Genomic DNA, 15,821 nt, shown 5'->3' with positions numbered 1-15,821 from the left:
CCCGCCGGCAACCAGAAGGAGAGATCGATGAGTGCACCCGATACCGGACCGGTGTTCGACTGGCTGGACCACTTCGTGGCGCTGGGGCGCGAGGGCGCCATGCGCGATGTGGGCCGTTTGCGCCGGCTCGCGCCGCAGGACGAATGGCTGGTCGGCATCAAGGCCGTGGCCAGCGACGCCGACGTGCATGGCGATGTGTGGGAGCGCCACCCGGCGGGCGATGAAATGCTCTGCGTGTTGGAAGGGCGCGTGGTGGTCACATTGATGGCGGAAGACGGCGCCCAGACCGACATGCTGCTGGATACCCGGCGCAGCGCCATCGTGCCGCGCGGCGTGTGGCACCGCCTGCACGTCGCCTGTCCCGGCAAGATCCTGTTCGTGACGCCGGGGCAGGGCAGCGAACACCGCCGCGCGGATGCCGCCGCAATCCCGCAGCCCCTCGTCGAAGGAAATCTGAAGTGAACCGTATTGCAAACGCACGCATGTTCGTGATGATAGGCGCCTTGTATTTTTCCCAAGGCATACCGCTGGGCGTGGCCATGGAGGCTTTGCCCACGCTGCTGCGCCGCGACGGCGCGGACCTGCACGCGCTGGCCTGGCTGCCGCTGGTCGGCCTGCCGTGGGTGCTGAAGTTCTTGTGGGCGCCCGTGGTCGACAACCGCTGGACCCGCGCCCTGGGCCGGCGGCGCAGCTGGATCCTGCCGATGCAGGCCGTGGTGCTGGCCTGCCTGCTGGCGCTGTCTTGGCTGGGTATCGATGCCGCGGCAGCGGCCTGGGTGGTCGCCCTGATGGCGCTGGCGTCGTTGGCCAGCGCGACGCAGGACATCGCCACCGACGGCCTGACGGCGGAGCGCTTCCAGGGGCAGGATCTGGCGCGCGCCAATGCCGTGCAGGTGGGCGGCACCATGGTGGGCTTCTTCTTCGGCGGGCCGGGTTGCCTGATGCTGGCGGGCCATATCGGACAGACCGGCGCGCTGCTGACCTTGGCGGCCGTGGTGGCGTTCAGCCTGCTGCTGGCGGCCGCCTGGCGTGAAACCGAACTGGCCATGTCCGCGGCCAGGCGGCGCGCCACGCTGGGCGCCTTCGTGCGCCGCCCCGGCGCCTGGGCTCTGGCCGCAGCCGCCTTCCTGTCGGCCATGACCGCGGTGGCGGGCTATGGCCTGTCCAAACTATTCCTGGTGGATGCGGGCTGGGCGGTCGAGGCGGTGGGGCGCGTCGGCATGGCGGGCGGCGTGGTGACCGTGCTGCTGGGCTGCGGCGGCGGCGCCTGGCTGATCGGCCGGCTGGGCGCGCGCGCGGTGCTGGCGCTGGGCCTGGCCGCCTCGGGCGCGGCTGCGCTGGCCTGGATGGCGCAGGCCCAGGGCTGGATGCTGGCGCAGGCGGGCACGGCCCTGGGCGCGCAGGCGCTGGGGGCGTTCGGCGCGGGCGCCGCGTCCGTGGCCCTGATGACGCTGGCCATGCGCTTTGCCAGCCGCGGCGAGCAGGCCGGCACCGACATGACCGCGGTGCAAAGCGCGCGCGACCTGGGCGAGATCCTGACCTCGTCCCTCATGACCGGGCTGGCGGCCCAGGTCGGCTACGTCTGGGGCTTTGCCAGCGGCCTGCTGGTGGCGGCCGCGACGCTGGCGTTCACGGCCAGGGCGCTGGCGCGCACGGGCTGATATGGCGATTCTGGCGGTTGCGGCTACACTTGTGCGCCGTTTTGCTTTCAGCACCAGAATTCCCCATGATTTCCACCGCATGCGGCGTCGACTTCGGCACGTCCAATTCCACCGTCGGCTGGAGCCGCCCCGATCAGCGCGCGCTCCTCGCCCTGGAAGACGGCAAGACCACCTTGCCCTCTGCCATTTTCTTCCATGACGAAGACGCCGAAGTCAGCTATGGCCGCGCCGCCATCTCCGACTATCTCGCGGGCTACGACGGGCGCCTGATGCGCTCGATGAAGAGCCTGCTGGGCAGCTCGCTGATCGACGGTTCGACGGAAGTGCAGGGCCGTTCGATTCCGTTCCGCGTCCTGCTCACGCGCTTCATCGCCGAACTCAAGCGCCGCGCCGAAACGGCGGCGGGGCGCGGCTTCACGCGCGCGGTGCTGGGCCGGCCGGTGTTCTTCGTGGACGACAATCCGGCCGCCGACCAGACCGCCCAGGACACGCTGGGCGAGATCGCGCGCAGCGTCGGCTTCACCGATATCGAATTCCAGTTCGAGCCGCTGGCCGCCGCATTCGACTACGAATCGCAGATCGACCGCGAAGAGCTGGTGCTGGTCATCGACATCGGCGGCGGTACCTCTGACTTTTCGCTGATCCGCCTGGGGCCCGGCCGCGCCAACAAGGCCGACCGCCGCGAGGACATCCTGGCCTACGGCGGCGTGCACATCGGCGGGGTGGACTTCGACAAGCAGCTCAGCCTGGCGCACGTGATGCCCATGCTGGGGCTGGGTAGCCAGTTGCGCAGCGGCAAGGACGTGCCGTCCACGCAATACGGCAACCTGGCCTGCTGGCACACCATCAACCAGGCCTATACCCGCAAGGCCGCCGAACACTTCGCCTACATCCGCGCCGAGGCCGGCGACTGCGAGAAGATCGATCTGCTGCTGAACCTGGTCAAACAGCGCGCCGGCCACTGGGTGGCGGTGCAGGTCGAAGAGGCCAAGATCGCGCTGTCCGAGACGCCCGCCGCGCGCATCGACCTGTCGCGCATCGCGCCGGAGCTGGGCGTGGACGTGACGCGCCCCTCGTTCGATGCCTGCGTGGGCCGCCTGATCGAAAAGGTCGAGACCACGGTGGGCGCGCTGTTGCGCGACGCCGGCGTATCGACCGCGGATGTGGACACGGTGTTCTTCACCGGCGGTTCCAGCCGCGTGCCGCGTCTGCGCGAATCCGTCTCGGCCCTGGTGCCGGGCGCGCGCAGCGTCGAAGGCGATCTGTTCGGCAGCATCGGCGCCGGCCTGGCGCTGGACGCCCGCCGCAAGTTCGGCTGAGCCGCCCGGTAGGCCGCCATGGGCGGTCATCCGGGTTGCGGAGCGGGCGTCATCGGGGAAAGCGGGCGGCGATGGTAAGCTCGGGCTGCCCGCGCGGACTGGCCATCATCCGCGCGTCCCTTGAGGTATCCGACCCGCCATGACCCGCAAGCCCGACTCCCATCTCGAAGAAAAACTCGTCGCCAGCGAGGCGCCATACAACGGCGCCTTCCTGAAGATCCGCCGCGACACGGTCAGCCTGCCCAACGGCAACACGGCCACGCGCGAGTACGTGGTGCATCCGGGCGCGGTGGTGGTGATCCCCCTGCTGGACGATGGCCGGGTCCTGCTGGAGCGGCAGTTCCGCTATCCCATCGGACGCGTGATGACCGAGTTCCCGGCCGGAAAGCTGGATCCGGGCGAGGATCCGCTGGCCTGCGGCAAGCGCGAGCTGCTGGAGGAAACCGGCTATGCCGCGGATCAGTGGGCGCATGCGGGGGCGCTGCACCTGGCCATCGCCTATTCCACCGAGATCATCCACATCTACTTCGCCCGCGGCCTGCGCGCCGGGCCGCGCCAACTGGACCAGGACGAATTCCTGGATGTGATCAGCGCGGACCCCGCCGAACTGATCGCCGCCTGCGCCAAGGGCGAGGTCACCGACGCCAAGACGCTGACCTGCGTGCTGTGGATGCAGAACGTGCTGTCCGGCGCCTGGCAGCTGGACTGGCAGGACAACGCGGGCTGAGGCCCGCGCGGGATCTGTCCAGCCATGTCCGCTTTTCCCGTTCTGGTGCTGCCAGCCGGCCTGCGCTTCGACGCGCCGGCCGATACTTCCGTGTTGCTGGCGGCGCAGGCGGCCGGCATCAAGCTGCCCAGCTCGTGCCGCAACGGCACTTGCCGCGCCTGCATGTGCCTGTTGCTGGAAGGCGAGATCTCGTACCGCATCGAGTGGCCGGGGCTGTCGCGCGACGAAAAGGAAGAGGGCTGGATCCTGCCCTGCGTGGCGCGGGCGGAATCGGCCCTGGAAATCCAGGCGCCGCTGGCCGCGCCGATCGAGGCCGCGCCTCAGGCACAGCCGCGCCCGCTCACCGGGGCGCGGCGCTAGCGCCTGCAATCAGCGCCGCGGCGGCCGTGGCGAGGCCCATTCCCAGCGCCATGCCGGCAGCCATGCCGCCGAACGGCGCGGCGCCCGCGGCCAGCGCCGCCGCCATGCCCCATTGAGCCCCCGCCAGCATGCCCAGTCCCATCGCCAGCGCGCAGGCCAGCGGCGCGGCCATGCGGGGCGCGCCCGGCAGCGGCAATAGCGCGGCAATCAGCATGGCTGCGCTGCTGGCGGGCATCAGCGCCGCATGGCGCCACGCTTGTTCCAGCAGCCCGCCGGACGCTCCGCACAGGCTGGCCAGCAGCGCCGCCGGCGTGCGCAGCGTGTCCGCCCACAACCCCGCGGCCATGGCCGCGGTGCAGGCCAGCCACAGGAAGGCCGCGTCGGAGGCCATGCTGACGGCGCGGCCGGGCTTGCGCCTAGCCGCAGGCGTGGCAGGCGTGCGCCCGGGCGTCGTCGTAGCGGTCATGGTGGCGTACCCAGTCGCCCAGGTTGAAGTGCGGGCCGTTCTCGTTGCGGCCCAGGGGCGCCAATTCCAGGTAGTTGTAGGCTCCGGCCAGCCTTTCCACGCCGCGCGAGAAGCTTGAGTAGGTGTGGAAGATCTCGCCGTCCGGGTCGCGGAAGAAAGCGCTGGCGCCGGAGTTTTCCTCCATGCTGCCGTCGGCCTTGGGTACGGAAGCCTGCAGGTCGAAATTGAAGTCGCTGCCCTCGGACGAGTACCAGGGAAACTGCCAGCCCATGCGTCGCTTGAATGCCTCCAGCTTGGCGTAGGGGGCTCGCGACACGGCGACCACCGTCACGTCATGCTGGCGCAGGTGCATGATCGCGCTGTCCATGTGGTCGGCCAGGAACGAGCAGCCCACGCAGCCTTCCTCCCAGTCCGGGCCGAACATGAAGTGGTAGACGATAAGCTGGCTCCTGCCCTGGAACAGTCCGGCCAGATCCACGGAGCCGGCGGCGCCCTGGAAGCGGTAGGGCTTGTCCACCTTGACCCAGGGCAGGGCCATGCGCTCGCGGGCCAGGGCGTCCTGGGCCCGCGTCAGTTCTTTTTCGCGCCGCAACAGCGCCTCGCGCGCGATGTCCCATTGCGCTCGGGATACGACGGGGTGATCGGTCTGCATCGTGTGTCTCCTTGGATCGGGCCGGCAGGCCCGGATAGGGCGAACGGCAGGGATTCAGGCCGGCTTCGCCAGATGGGCCGCCAGCCACTCCAGCGCGCCCAGCCAGCCATGCTGGTGGCTGTCGCGGGTGGCCTGGTCGACGAACGGGGTTTGCAGGAAGGCGAGTTCGGTGCCGCCGCCGGCAGGGGTGAATTCCAACGTGATCAGCGAGACTTCAGCGGGCGTGTCGCGCCAGGCCCAGGTGAACACCAGCCGGCGCTGCGGCTCGACCTCGCGGTAGTGGCCGCTGGCGTGGTGCTCCAGCCCGTCCTCGGTGGCGAAGCCCACCTGGTAGGCCCCGCCCACGCGCACGTCGGTTTCCGCCCGCAGCACCTTGCGGGTTTCGGCGGGACCGAACCAGCGCATCAGCGCTTGCGGGTCCGTCCAGGCGCGCCAGACGCGTTCGATGGGGGCGTCGAAGCGGCGTTTGAGCCGGAGTTCGATGGGAGCTGCTTCGTGTCGGGTGCTTCGTTTTTCCATGGGTGGACCTCTTCCTCGTGGTACAGGTACCGCGCCAGCGAATCCAACTGCCCGTTCCAGAACTTCTCGTAGCGGGCCAGCCAGTCGGATGCCGCCCGCATGGGTTCGGGCGATAGCGTGCAGTTCACGACCCGGCCGTCCTTGGCGCGGGCGATCAGGCCGGCGTCTTCCAGCACGCGCAGATGCTTCATGAAAGCGGGCAGGGACATGGCGTGCGGCCGGGCCAGCTCGCTGACCGAGGCCGCGCCTTGTTCCAGGTCGGCCAGCACCCGGCGCCGCGTGCCGTCGGCCAGCGCCGAAAAGATGCTGTCCAGCGTATCGTCTTTAAACTTAACCATAGGGTTAAGTATTAAGCCGAAGCCGCAGGACTGTCAAGCAACAAAGTTGGCGCGAAAGGAATCAGGCGTGCTGGTGCATGGCCGACTGGTGCTTGGTGTCGCGCATGGTGGCGTACACCAGCAGCGACAGGAAGATGATGCCGGCGAGGTAGTAGTAGAACCACTCCTCATGCCCCTGCTGTTTGAAGAACAGGGCGATGGCCGGCGCCGTGCCGCCGAAGATCGACACCGTTACGGCGTAGGGCACGGCCACGCCGGTGGCGCGGATGTTGGTGGGGAAGAGCTCCGCCTTCACTACCGCGTTGATGGAGGTATAGCCGGCCGTGAACACCCAGGCGCCGCAGATCAGCAGGAAGGCCATGAAGGGCGAACGCGTATGCGACAGCGTCATCAGGATGGGCACCGTGAGCGCCGCGCCTGCCACGCCGAAGAACACCAGCAACGGCTTGCGCCCGATCTTGTCGGACAGCGCGCCATAGACCGGCTGCAGGATCAGCGCGAAGATCAGCGACCCGGCGATGATGTAGGTCGTGACGATGTCGGAGAAGCCCGAGGTCTGCCGCACGAAGGTCTGCATGTAGGTGGTGAAGGTATAGAACGCCGCCGTGCCGCCCGCGGTCAGGCCCACCACGATCGCGACTTCGCGCGGATACTTCAGCAGGCCGCGCAGCGAACTGGTCTGCGGCTTGGGCGCCTTCTGGGCTTCCTTGTAGGAGTCCGTCTCGGGCATGTCGCGCCGCATCAGGGCAGTGATGATGGCCAGCATGGCGCCGATCACGAAGGGGATGCGCCAGCCCCATGCCACCAGCTGCTCGTGGGTCAGGAACACGTTCTGCAACAGCAGCAGCACCAGGATGGCGCAGAGCTGGCCGCCGATCAGCGTGACGTACTGGAAGCTGGAATAGAAGCCGCGATGCTCGGGGTCCGCGATCTCGGTCAGGTAGGTGGCGCTGGCGCCATACTCGCCGCCCAGGCTCAGGCCTTCGACCACGCGCGCCAGGGCCAGCAGCGCGGGCGCGGCCAGGCCGATGGTGGCGTAGGTGGGCGTGACCGCGATGATCAGCGAGCCCACGCACATCATCCCCACCGACACCATCAGCGACAGGCGCCGTCCATGGCGGTCGGCCAGATGGCCGAACAGCCAGCCGCCCAGCGGGCGCACGATGAAGCCGGCCGCGAACAGCGTGGCCGCGTTCAGTTGCTGGACCACCGGGTCGTGCGACGGGAAGAAGGCGGGGGCGAAGTACAGCGCGAAAGCGGTATAGGCGTAGAAGTCATACCACTCCACCAGATTGCCCATGGAGCCGATGAAAATCGCCTTGATGCGGCGCTTGGCGTCGGGGATGTCGAGATGCGCTTGTGTCATATCCATCCTTCGGGTGCGTTTGTCGGGGGACGCCGGACACGCGATCGCGGGCGGGCCGCGAATGGAACATGCATTGCGTTATGTTGCGCCTGTGCGCGCGGAAATGCACGCGTATCAATAGCGCTTCTTGTTCAGCTTTTTGTCAGGCCGGGCCGCGCCGGCTCACTTGCCGCGCGGCTTGATGACTTCGCAAGGCGCGGCGCCGTCGGCCGCCTTGGCCTCGTCGCCCAGCAGCGCCTGCGCGCCGCAGACCGAACCGAACATGCCCTTGCTGTTGTGGCCGATGCCGGCCACTTCGAAGGCGCGCCGGTGCAGCGCCACGGGTTTGGCGCCGCGGGCGGCCAGCACGTATTCGTATTGCGCGTAGCCCGTGCCGCGGGCCAGCCGGGTCGCGCCCTGGGCTTCCGCGCCGCAGGTCTTGTCCAGCAGGCGGTCTTCGGGATTGTTGTCGGCGCCGCCCAGCAGATAGGTGACGTCGCGCGCCGCGTAGCGCACGAAGAGCTTGGATTCGTCGGTCTCGCGCGAGTACGCGGGCAGCTTGTCCGGGCCGTACTTGTACTGGTTGTAGGTGGGGCAGATGCCACGCTCGTAGGGCGCGTAGCCCTTGCCGTCGGCGCGCGGGCGCTCGTTGCTCAGGTACAGGTAGGACGAGGGATTGGCGACCACGTAGCGCAGCGCCAGCCCGTCGCGCCGCAGCGTGCCGTCGATATTGTTCAGCACCGCGTAGCGCTGCACCAATTGCCCGCCGGCCGAGTGGCCAGCCAGCACGATGCCGGCCAGCGAGGCCAGGCGCTTGCGGTCATCCAGGCTGCGCAGCAGGTCGTCGAGCACCTGGAACGAGCTGACGGGCGCGGGGCGTCCCGCGGCCTGCACGCTGTCTTCCCCTTCTTCCCAGCTGGCCTTGCGCCAGGCCGCCATGCCGCCGAAACCCGAATCGATCGAACCCGAGAAGCGCGGCGCCAGGATCAGGGTGTCGCGCGCCCGCTCCGGGTTGTGCGCCAGCAGCGCGGCGACCGATTCGTAATAGCGGTCGGCATCGCGCTTGACGCCGTGGATCACGACCACGACCTGCTTGATGTTGCGCAGGTCGTCCTTGGCCAGGTCGCGGTTGGCGTAGATCGGCATCTTGTAGCGGTGGCCGGGCTTGCCCAGTTCCACGGACTGCCAGCGCAAGGGCGCCGCGCGCTTGGGCGCGGGTGCGGTCTCGCTGTAGTCGTAAGGGTCGGGCAGGGGCGTCTGGGCGCGCGCGGCCAGCGGCGCGAGCGCCGCCAGGGCGAATACCGCAGCCAGGCCGCACATGCGGTCCGGCCGCGCTTGAAGCAAGGGGAGGATGGGGGCGCGGCGCATGGCGCGGCGGAGATTCAGCAGCTCTCTTGGCCCAGCAACTGCTTGAGCGCGGGCAGGTCCAGGATGCGGACCTCGCGCTGGTTGATCTTGATGAGGCCGTCGCGCGCAAAGCGCGAGAACAGCCGGCTGACCGTTTCCAGGGTCAGGCCGAGATAGTTGCCGATTTCCTCGCGGCTCATGCGCAGCACGAATTCGGTGGAGGAATAGCCCAGCGACGCGTAGCGCTGCGACAGGTTCAGCAGGAACGCGGCCAGGCGCTGCTCGGAGCGCATGGAACCCAGCGATGCCAGCATCTGGTGCGAGCGGTTGATTTCGCGGCTCATCAGGCGGCGGAATTGCTGCTGCAGCGAGGGCAGGTGGGCCGCGACCCGGTCGATATCGGCCAGGCGGATGACGCAGACCTCGGAATCTTCCAGCGCCACGGCGGTCGAGACGTGCTTGCCGTCCAGCATGCCGTCCATGCCGACGATTTCGCCGGGCAGATGAAAGCCGGTGACCTGGATCTGGCCGGTCGCGTCTTCCAACTGCGTCTTGAGGCTGCCGAAGCGCACGCTGTAGACAGCGTCGAGCGGGTGGTTCAGCGAATAGAGCGGCTTGCCTTTTTCAAGGCGCACGCGTTCCCTGACCAGTTCGTCCAGCTTTTCCACTTCGGCGGCTGCCATGCCCACGGGCACGCACACATGCCCCAGCATGCATGTGGAGCAATGGGCGGCATCAGGGGCAACGGGGACCCGTTTTTGCATACGATGACCTCTATAGTGCCCATTGCGCGGACGGTTGCCGGAATGGGTATAAAGCTTAAGACAAGCTGTATTGTAGTCCGTTGTTACTACGGGCGTCTTACGGGTCGTCCGATAGAGGGCGGGCAAGGCGGTACGCGACCCAGTCGTCGGAGGCAATATCGACCGCCGCGCCGCGCAGGGCGGGGTCTATCGGGTAGTACTGGCAGCGCAGTTCCGACGCTTGCGCGGGCGGTTCCAGGCGCGCCACGACCTCGCGCCGCACGAAGCAGCAGGGCTTGCCGGGCTCGTACTCTTCGATTTCGTCCATCAGCGCCACCAGGGCCGGTTCCACCTGGAAAACATCGCCGCGCACGCGCCGGCCGTCGTCCGCCGGGATCAGGCCGGGCCAGTCGCCGAAATCCACCAGCCGGCCCGGCACGCTGGCCGGACCGACATGGCGGGCCGCGGGCAGGCCGCGCCGGGCGGCGGCTTGAGCCAGATCATTGATTTCGCCCGCGCGTAGGGTGCCGTAGACAAAAACGTATATGCTCATAAGTCAGGTTGTTGCTGCACGTCGAAAAAACCATGGCGCGGGCAGGGTGTTGAAATTCTCGCATCCGGCCGCATATTCAGGATATCGAGCCAGCCGGCACGTATCGGTCAGGCTCCCCAACAAGCCAAACGACCATTATGCGATTCGACAAACTGACTACCAAGTTCCAGCAAGCCCTGGCCGACGCTCAAAGTCTGGCCGCCCGCAACGACCATCCCTACATCGAGCCCATCCACGTGCTCTCCGCCTTGCTGTCGGATTCCGACAGCGGCGCGGGCAGCCTGCTGGCGCGCGCCGGCGTGGCCGTCAACCGGGTGCAGTCGGCCATCGACAGCGCCCTGAAGTCCCTGCCGCAGGTGCAGGGCGACGACAACGTCCAGGTCGGCCGCGATCTGCAGGCGGTGCTGACCCGCACCGACAAGGAAGCCGCGCGCCGTGGCGACACCTATATTGCCAGTGAATTGTTCCTGCTGGCGCTGGCGGACGACAAGGGCGACGCCGGCCGCATCCTGCGCGACGCGGGCCTGCAGAAAAAGGCCCTGGAGGCCGCGATCGACGCCGTGCGCGGCGGCGAGAACGTCTCCGGCGCGGAAGGCGAATCCAACCGCGAAGCCCTGTCCAAGTACACCATGGACCTGACCGAGCGCGCCCGCCAGGGCAAGCTCGACCCGGTGATCGGCCGCGACGACGAAATCCGCCGCACCATCCAGATCCTGCAGCGCCGCACCAAGAACAACCCCGTGCTGATCGGCGAACCCGGCGTCGGCAAGACCGCCATCGTCGAAGGCCTGGCGCAGCGCATCGTCAACGACGAAGTGCCCGAAACCCTGCGCGGCAAGCGCGTGCTGTCGCTGGACCTGGCCGCGCTGCTGGCCGGCGCCAAGTTCCGCGGCGAATTCGAAGAACGCCTGAAGGCCGTGCTGAAGGAGCTGTCGCTGGACGACGGCAGCAACATCGTCTTCATCGACGAACTCCACACCATGGTGGGCGCGGGCAAGGCCGAAGGCGCGATGGACGCGGGCAACATGCTCAAGCCCGCGCTGGCGCGCGGCGAGCTGCACTGCATCGGCGCCACCACGCTGGACGAATACCGCAAGTACATCGAGAAGGACGCGGCGCTGGAGCGGCGCTTCCAGAAGGTGCTGGTCGACGAACCCGACGTGGAATCCACCATCGCCATCCTGCGCGGTCTGCAGGAACGCTATGAAATCCACCACGGCGTCGAGATCACCGACCCGGCCATCGTGGCCGCGGCCGAACTCTCGCACCGCTACATCACCGACCGCTTCCTGCCCGACAAGGCCATCGACCTGATCGACGAGGCCGGCGCGCGCATCCGCATGGAAATCGATTCCAAGCCGGAAGTGATGGACAAGCTCGACCGCCGCATCATCCAGCTCAAGATCGAACGCGAAGCCGTCAAGAAGGAATCCGATGACGCTTCCAAGCGCCGCCTGGGCGTGATCGAGGACGAACTCGAAAAGCTGCAACGCGAGTACAACGACTTCGAGGAAATCTGGAAGGCCGAGAAAGCCGCGGTGCAAGGCACGCAGGCCATCAAGGAAGAAATCGACAGCGTGCGCGCCGAAATGGCGGAACTGCAGCGCAAGGGCCAGTTCGACAAACTGGCCGAGCTGCAGTACGGCAAGCTGCCTGACCTGGAAGCGCGCCTGAAGGCGGCCGAAGTGGGCGCCGCGGAAGCGGCCGAGGAAGCCGAGGGCGGCGAAGGGCGTCCGCGCCTGTTGCGCACCCGCGTCGGCGCCGAGGAAATCGCCGAGGTCGTGTCGCGCGCCACCGGCATTCCGGTGTCCAAGATGATGCAGGGCGAACGCGAGAAGCTGCTGCACATGGAGGAATACCTGCACAAGCGCGTGGTGGGCCAGGACGAGGCCGTGCGCCTGGTGTCCGATGCCATCCGGCGTTCGCGCGCCGGGCTGGCGGACCCGTCGCGCCCCTATGGCTCCTTCCTGTTCCTGGGCCCCACGGGCGTGGGCAAGACCGAGCTGACGCGCGCGCTGGCCGAGTTCCTGTTCGATTCCGAAGAGCACATGATCCGCATCGACATGAGCGAATTCATGGAGAAGCATTCGGTGGCCCGCCTGATCGGCGCGCCGCCGGGATACGTGGGTTACGAAGAAGGCGGCTACCTGACCGAGGCCGTGCGCCGCAAGCCGTACAGCGTGGTGTTGCTGGATGAAGTCGAAAAGGCCCATCCGGACGTCTTCAACGTGCTGCTGCAGGTGCTGGACGACGGCCGCCTGACCGATGGCCAGGGCCGTACGGTGGACTTCCGCAACACGGTGATCGTGATGACGTCCAACCTGGGTTCGCACCATATCCAGAGCCTGGCCGGCAAGCCGTACGAAGTGGTCAAGGAAGTGGTGTGGGACGAGCTCAAGCAGACCCTGCGCCCCGAGTTCCTGAACCGCATCGACGAAGTCGTCGTGTTCCATGGCCTGGAAGCGCAGCACATCGAGTCCATCGCCCGCATCCAGCTGCGCCGCCTGGGCGAGCGCCTGGAAAAGCAGGAGATGCGTCTCGAAGTGAGCGAACCCGCGTTGGCGGAACTGGCCCGCTCCGGCTTCGATCCGGTGTTCGGCGCGCGCCCCTTGAAGCGCGCGATCCAGCAGCAGATCGAGAACCCGGTGGCGCGCCTGATCCTGGAAGGCCGCTTCGGCCCGCGCGACGTGGTGCCGGTGGACTGGCAGGACGGGCAGTTCGTCTTTACGCGGACCCTGCAGTAAACGGACCCGGCGCGGCGAGATCCAAGCCGCGCATGAAAACAACCCCCGGAAGCTGGACTGACATCCAGTTTGCGGGGGTTTTTACGTGGGCCTTCAGGTCGCGTCGGCGTAGTCCTTGCGCTGTGCCGCCATCTGACGGCCCAGCGTTTGCAGCGCCCGCAGCACCACGGCCATGCCGCGGCGGGTGTCCTCATCGCGCATCAGGCCGATGAGGCCTGTCAGGCTCGGAGGGCGCGCCTCCTGCAATGTGCGCGCGTGGGCATCGCGCAGCGTGTTGGCGGCGGTCCAGGCCGCGCTGCTGGCCTGTTCCGACAGCAGCGCCAGCTTTTCCACCATGGACTGGTCCAGCAGGTCCACCAGGTCGGACGCCAGCGACAGCAGGTCGGCGATGTTGTCCAGCCGTCCCGCTTCGGCCAGCAGGCCCAGCCTGTCGGCCAGGGCGCGCGCGCCCGGGCCGCCGCCCAGGAACGGAGCGGCCGCGTCGGCGGCCTGCGTGGCGCTTGCTTCGTGCGGCGCGTTCATAGCATTCCCCTTGCGACGGCCCAGTACAGGCCGCGGTTGAACCCGTGGCGCAGCAGGCCGCCGAGTTTGGTGGGCGGCGTGGGCAGCACGTCATGGGTGTAGTCGTACCAGAGCGGCATGCCGGCGTTCAGCCCCATCTGGGCCACCGCCTGCACCCGGCCGTCATAGGCGCTGCACGGATGGCCCAGCCGGATCTCGCCGGCGATGTTGTTGGCGATGACTGGCGCCTGGTTATGGCAGGAGCCGCCCGCCTTGCTGACCGGCAGGTCGACGGTGTCGCCGATGACGTAGACGTTCTGCAGCCCGTAGACCTGCAGCGTCTCGTGGTCGGTCGGCAGCCAGCCTTCGTTGTTCTCGGCTTGCGACACGCCGGACTCCAGCACCACGTCCACCGCGCGGATCGGCGGCGTGGCCATGAGGATGTCGAAGGGTTGCTCGCCGCCTTCCTCCGAGTAGGCGATGCGCCGGTCGGGATCGACCCGCGACAAGGTGAAGCCGCGTTGAAACTGGATGCCCTTCTGCTCGAAGATGGCGGGCAGCACTTCGCAGGTCGGCCGTTGCAGGAACAGGCAGTTGCGCAGCAGCTGCGAGGTGGTCGGGTAGGTGTAGATGATCTCCACCTTGTCGCGCACGCCGCGCCGCCGCAGGTAGTCGTCCAGCATCAGCGTGGTTTCGATCGGCGCGATGCCGCACTGGTGCGGGACGTTGGGCGTCTTGGGGAAGGTGACGCTGATGAACACCCGCCCGCGCTCGATGCGCGACAGGCGGTCGGCCAGCTGCCTGGCGGGCGCGTACTGGTAGAAGTGGTCTCCGGCTTCCTTCAGGCCTTCGATGCGCTCGGGCGAGGGCACGCAGCCGGTGGCGATCACCAGGTAGTCATAGCCGTAACGCTTGCCGCTCTGCGTGGCGACTTCCTGGCGGTCGAAGTGGAACCGCGTGACCTTGTCGACGCGGAACTCGATTTCGGGGCGCAGCAGGGAACGTTCCGGCCGTTTCAATTCCTCTTGGAAGAAGAGGTTGAAGGCCACGTACATGAATGCCGGTTTGTAGTAGTGATCCGGCGTGTCCGAGAGCAGCGTGATGGAGACTTCACCGCGGCTGATTTCGGGGTAGAGCTTTCCGGCGAGCTGATTGGCGAGCATGGTGCCGCCTACGCCGCCGCCTACGACAACAATACGCTTGTTCATAAACCACCTCTTGTGGAGAGATCCTGAGGGCAAGTGCAGTGCGTCTGTGTGTGTAACAACTGTTGTCGGCGGCGTCAACCTTTCAATCAATATCCCATTGCCGCGTGGGCTTGGGGTTCGGGCCGGTTACTGGCTCGAATCGGCCGCGTAGACGCGGCCCGCGTCCACGCGCAGCGGCAGCGGATCCAGCGCCGCGCCCTGGCAAGGGCCTTCGATGCAGAGCCCGTCCTCGAAGCGGAACAGGGCCGAGTGATGCGCGCACATCAGCACCTGAGCGTCATAGGTGAGGACGGCGCCATGTGCCGCGTCCAACGTGACCGAGAAGTGCGGACAGCGGTTCAAGTAAGCCCATACCGCCTGGCCGCGGCGCAGCAGGATCACCGGCCGCGCGCCGATTGCCGCCGTCAGGGATCCCCCATCCGGTATGTCCTCGATCCGGCACAGCGCCGCTCCGGCGGCTGCTTCAGGCGCGGGGCAGCACGAAGTCATAGCGTCCCTCGTGGAAGTCCGACTCGAAGCCATAGCGCTTGCCGATCGCCGAATCGGCGGCCTGCCGGCTGTATTGCAGCACCAGCGACGGCTTCACGCCGAACACCGCGTCCGACGCGAGATAGGGATCGCCGGCATTGAACAGGTGGGTGACCAGCCGCTGGTGCCCCGGCGCGTCGATCATGAAATGCAGGTGCGCGGGCCGGAAGATGTGCCGGCCGGTCGCCGCCATCATGCGGCCGACCGGACCGTCGCCCGGGATCGGATAGGACACTGGCAGGATGCTGCGGATCGCGAAACTGCCGTCCTCGCCGCTGCGGTAGCGGCCGCGCAGATTGCCGTGCGGCTGGTTCAGGTCCTGGCCCGAGTACATGCCGTTGGCGGCCGTCTGCCACACGTCGAGAACCGCGCCGGCCAGCGGCCGGCCCTCGGTGTCGCGCACGGTCCCGTGCACCAGCGCGGGTTCGCCCGGCGTTTGCGCCATGTCCTCGCCCGCCGCGCGCTCGGGCATGCCGGCCATGTAGAAGGGGCCGAACACCGTGCTCTCGGTGGCCTGGCCCGGCTTGCGGTGGTTGATCGCGTCCACCAGCATCGACACGCCCAGCGTGTCGGACAGCAGGATGAACTCCTGCCGCACCGCGCCGTCACAGATCTGGCCGGTCTCGGTCAGGAACCGGATCGCCGCCATCCATTCGGCCTCGGTGGGCTCGACGTCGGCAACGAAGGCGTGCAGATGCCGCACCAGGGATTGCATCAGCTGGCGCAGCCTGGGATCCGGGGTTTGGGCAAAGGCGGCGGCGACCGTGTCGGTCAAGGCGGTTTCGGCGTTCGGCATGGCAGGGTTCATGG

Annotated in this window: 18 protein-coding genes; 6 read left to right on the top strand and 12 right to left on the bottom strand. The window is 67.8% G+C overall.

Translation table 11 applies throughout. The annotated features are described in order from the left end of the window. The first annotated feature begins 27 nt into the window (after positions 1-27). From ACM1PE_RS16910 to ACM1PE_RS16890, 5 genes are all read left to right on the top strand, one after another. Entirely contained in the window at positions 28-462 is a 435-nt protein-coding gene (locus ACM1PE_RS16910) for a cupin domain-containing protein (RefSeq protein ID WP_118934325.1), read from the top strand. A 20-nt stretch (positions 463-482) separates the two neighbouring features. After that, positions 483-1,661, top strand: a complete 1,179-nt coding sequence (locus tag ACM1PE_RS16905) for a RhtX/FptX family siderophore transporter (RefSeq protein ID WP_419343845.1) — start codon at positions 483-485, stop codon at positions 1,659-1,661. A 65-nt stretch (positions 1,662-1,726) separates the two neighbouring features. Further along, entirely contained in the window at positions 1,727-2,980 is a 1,254-nt protein-coding gene (locus ACM1PE_RS16900) for an Hsp70 family protein (protein WP_419340550.1), read from the top strand. A 139-nt stretch (positions 2,981-3,119) separates the two neighbouring features. Continuing rightward, complete coding sequence (locus ACM1PE_RS16895) at positions 3,120-3,707, top strand: NUDIX domain-containing protein (protein ID WP_059379951.1); 588 nt, start codon at positions 3,120-3,122, stop codon at positions 3,705-3,707. Between the two features lie 24 nt (positions 3,708-3,731). Next, positions 3,732-4,067, top strand: a complete 336-nt coding sequence (locus ACM1PE_RS16890) for a 2Fe-2S iron-sulfur cluster-binding protein (RefSeq protein ID WP_059379950.1) — start codon at positions 3,732-3,734, stop codon at positions 4,065-4,067. Here the strand turns inward: ACM1PE_RS16890 and ACM1PE_RS16885 are convergent. The 8 genes from ACM1PE_RS16885 to ACM1PE_RS16850 all read right to left on the bottom strand — a co-directional run bounded on the left by ACM1PE_RS16885 (position 4,048) and on the right by ACM1PE_RS16850 (position 10,030). After that, positions 4,048-4,533 carry a hypothetical protein gene (locus ACM1PE_RS16885; protein ID WP_419340549.1) on the bottom strand — a complete coding sequence of 162 codons (486 nt, stop codon included), beginning with the start codon at positions 4,531-4,533 and terminating at the stop codon, positions 4,048-4,050. The two genes, ACM1PE_RS16890 and ACM1PE_RS16885, sit on opposite strands and share 20 nt — an antisense overlap. Next, positions 4,484-5,185, bottom strand: coding sequence for a DUF899 domain-containing protein (locus tag ACM1PE_RS16880; RefSeq protein WP_059379949.1), 702 nt, complete (start codon positions 5,183-5,185; stop codon positions 4,484-4,486). Before ACM1PE_RS16880 ends, ACM1PE_RS16885 begins: the two co-directional genes overlap by 50 nt. Positions 5,186-5,239: 54 nt before the next feature. Next, positions 5,240-5,704 (bottom strand): SRPBCC family protein, encoded by a 465-nt coding sequence (locus ACM1PE_RS16875; protein WP_419340548.1) that lies wholly within the window; start codon positions 5,702-5,704, stop codon positions 5,240-5,242. Further along, the gene (locus tag ACM1PE_RS16870; protein ID WP_251881735.1) at positions 5,590-6,042 is read right to left on the bottom strand and encodes an ArsR/SmtB family transcription factor; all 453 of its coding nucleotides are present in this window, start codon (positions 6,040-6,042) and stop codon (positions 5,590-5,592) included. Before ACM1PE_RS16870 ends, ACM1PE_RS16875 begins: the two co-directional genes overlap by 115 nt. A gap of 61 nt (positions 6,043-6,103) precedes the next feature. Beyond that, a complete protein-coding gene (locus ACM1PE_RS16865) occupies positions 6,104-7,408 on the bottom strand; it encodes an MFS transporter (RefSeq protein ID WP_059379946.1) in 1,305 nt (434 codons plus the stop codon). 162 nt (positions 7,409-7,570) lie between these two features. After that, the gene (locus ACM1PE_RS16860) at positions 7,571-8,755 is read right to left on the bottom strand and encodes a hypothetical protein (protein WP_419340547.1); all 1,185 of its coding nucleotides are present in this window, start codon (positions 8,753-8,755) and stop codon (positions 7,571-7,573) included. Between the two features lie 14 nt (positions 8,756-8,769). Then, the gene (locus ACM1PE_RS16855; RefSeq protein ID WP_013394848.1) at positions 8,770-9,498 is read right to left on the bottom strand and encodes a helix-turn-helix domain-containing protein; all 729 of its coding nucleotides are present in this window, start codon (positions 9,496-9,498) and stop codon (positions 8,770-8,772) included. Between the two features lie 97 nt (positions 9,499-9,595). Next, a complete protein-coding gene (locus tag ACM1PE_RS16850; protein ID WP_059379945.1) occupies positions 9,596-10,030 on the bottom strand; it encodes a gamma-glutamylcyclotransferase family protein in 435 nt (144 codons plus the stop codon). Between the two features lie 137 nt (positions 10,031-10,167). On the opposite strand from ACM1PE_RS16850, the gene clpB reads away from it, so the two are divergent. After that, complete coding sequence (clpB, locus tag ACM1PE_RS16845) at positions 10,168-12,774, top strand: ATP-dependent chaperone ClpB (RefSeq protein ID WP_054452508.1); 2,607 nt, start codon at positions 10,168-10,170, stop codon at positions 12,772-12,774. A 93-nt stretch (positions 12,775-12,867) separates the two neighbouring features. Here clpB and ACM1PE_RS16840 read toward each other — a convergent pair whose 3' ends face one another. From ACM1PE_RS16840 to ACM1PE_RS16825, 4 genes are all read right to left on the bottom strand, one after another. Next, complete coding sequence (locus tag ACM1PE_RS16840) at positions 12,868-13,296, bottom strand: DUF1641 domain-containing protein (protein ID WP_059379944.1); 429 nt, start codon at positions 13,294-13,296, stop codon at positions 12,868-12,870. Further along, entirely contained in the window at positions 13,293-14,483 is a 1,191-nt protein-coding gene (locus ACM1PE_RS16835; RefSeq protein WP_059379943.1) for an NAD(P)/FAD-dependent oxidoreductase, read from the bottom strand. Before ACM1PE_RS16835 ends, ACM1PE_RS16840 begins: the two co-directional genes overlap by 4 nt. Before the next feature lie 126 nt (positions 14,484-14,609). Beyond that, positions 14,610-14,972 carry a Rieske 2Fe-2S domain-containing protein gene (locus tag ACM1PE_RS16830; RefSeq protein WP_059379942.1) on the bottom strand — a complete coding sequence of 121 codons (363 nt, stop codon included), beginning with the start codon at positions 14,970-14,972 and terminating at the stop codon, positions 14,610-14,612. Beyond that, on the bottom strand, positions 14,947-15,819 hold the full coding sequence (locus ACM1PE_RS16825) for an intradiol ring-cleavage dioxygenase (protein WP_251881731.1): 873 nt from the start codon (positions 15,817-15,819) through the stop codon (positions 14,947-14,949). Before ACM1PE_RS16825 ends, ACM1PE_RS16830 begins: the two co-directional genes overlap by 26 nt. Positions 15,820-15,821: the final 2 nt, after the last annotated feature.

The organism is Achromobacter sp. PD1 (genome assembly GCF_048541815.1).
Taxonomy (GTDB): Bacteria; Pseudomonadota; Gammaproteobacteria; order Burkholderiales; family Burkholderiaceae_B; genus Achromobacter; species Achromobacter bronchisepticus_A.
The sequence above is the reverse complement of the archived record's forward strand: the minus strand, read 5'-3'. Positions and strand labels throughout refer to the sequence as shown.

Coding starts and splice junctions, on each gene's coding strand:
- ACM1PE_RS16910 (WP_118934325.1), top strand. CDS start 28: ATGAGTGCACCCGATACCGGACCGGTGTTCGACTGGCTGGACCACTTC.
- ACM1PE_RS16905 (WP_419343845.1), top strand. CDS start 483: ATGTTCGTGATGATAGGCGCCTTGTATTTTTCCCAAGGCATACCGCTG.
- ACM1PE_RS16900 (WP_419340550.1), top strand. CDS start 1,727: ATGATTTCCACCGCATGCGGCGTCGACTTCGGCACGTCCAATTCCACC.
- ACM1PE_RS16895 (WP_059379951.1), top strand. CDS start 3,120: ATGACCCGCAAGCCCGACTCCCATCTCGAAGAAAAACTCGTCGCCAGC.
- ACM1PE_RS16890 (WP_059379950.1), top strand. CDS start 3,732: ATGTCCGCTTTTCCCGTTCTGGTGCTGCCAGCCGGCCTGCGCTTCGAC.
- ACM1PE_RS16885 (WP_419340549.1), bottom strand. CDS start 4,533: ATGACCGCTACGACGACGCCCGGGCGCACGCCTGCCACGCCTGCGGCT.
- ACM1PE_RS16880 (WP_059379949.1), bottom strand. CDS start 5,185: ATGCAGACCGATCACCCCGTCGTATCCCGAGCGCAATGGGACATCGCG.
- ACM1PE_RS16875 (WP_419340548.1), bottom strand. CDS start 5,704: ATGGAAAAACGAAGCACCCGACACGAAGCAGCTCCCATCGAACTCCGG.
- ACM1PE_RS16870 (WP_251881735.1), bottom strand. CDS start 6,042: ATGGTTAAGTTTAAAGACGATACGCTGGACAGCATCTTTTCGGCGCTG.
- ACM1PE_RS16865 (WP_059379946.1), bottom strand. CDS start 7,408: ATGACACAAGCGCATCTCGACATCCCCGACGCCAAGCGCCGCATCAAG.
- ACM1PE_RS16860 (WP_419340547.1), bottom strand. CDS start 8,755: ATGCGCCGCGCCCCCATCCTCCCCTTGCTTCAAGCGCGGCCGGACCGC.
- ACM1PE_RS16855 (WP_013394848.1), bottom strand. CDS start 9,498: ATGCAAAAACGGGTCCCCGTTGCCCCTGATGCCGCCCATTGCTCCACA.
- ACM1PE_RS16850 (WP_059379945.1), bottom strand. CDS start 10,030: ATGAGCATATACGTTTTTGTCTACGGCACCCTACGCGCGGGCGAAATC.
- clpB (WP_054452508.1), top strand. CDS start 10,168: ATGCGATTCGACAAACTGACTACCAAGTTCCAGCAAGCCCTGGCCGAC.
- ACM1PE_RS16840 (WP_059379944.1), bottom strand. CDS start 13,296: ATGAACGCGCCGCACGAAGCAAGCGCCACGCAGGCCGCCGACGCGGCC.
- ACM1PE_RS16835 (WP_059379943.1), bottom strand. CDS start 14,483: ATGAACAAGCGTATTGTTGTCGTAGGCGGCGGCGTAGGCGGCACCATG.
- ACM1PE_RS16830 (WP_059379942.1), bottom strand. CDS start 14,972: ATGACTTCGTGCTGCCCCGCGCCTGAAGCAGCCGCCGGAGCGGCGCTG.
- ACM1PE_RS16825 (WP_251881731.1), bottom strand. CDS start 15,819: ATGAACCCTGCCATGCCGAACGCCGAAACCGCCTTGACCGACACGGTC.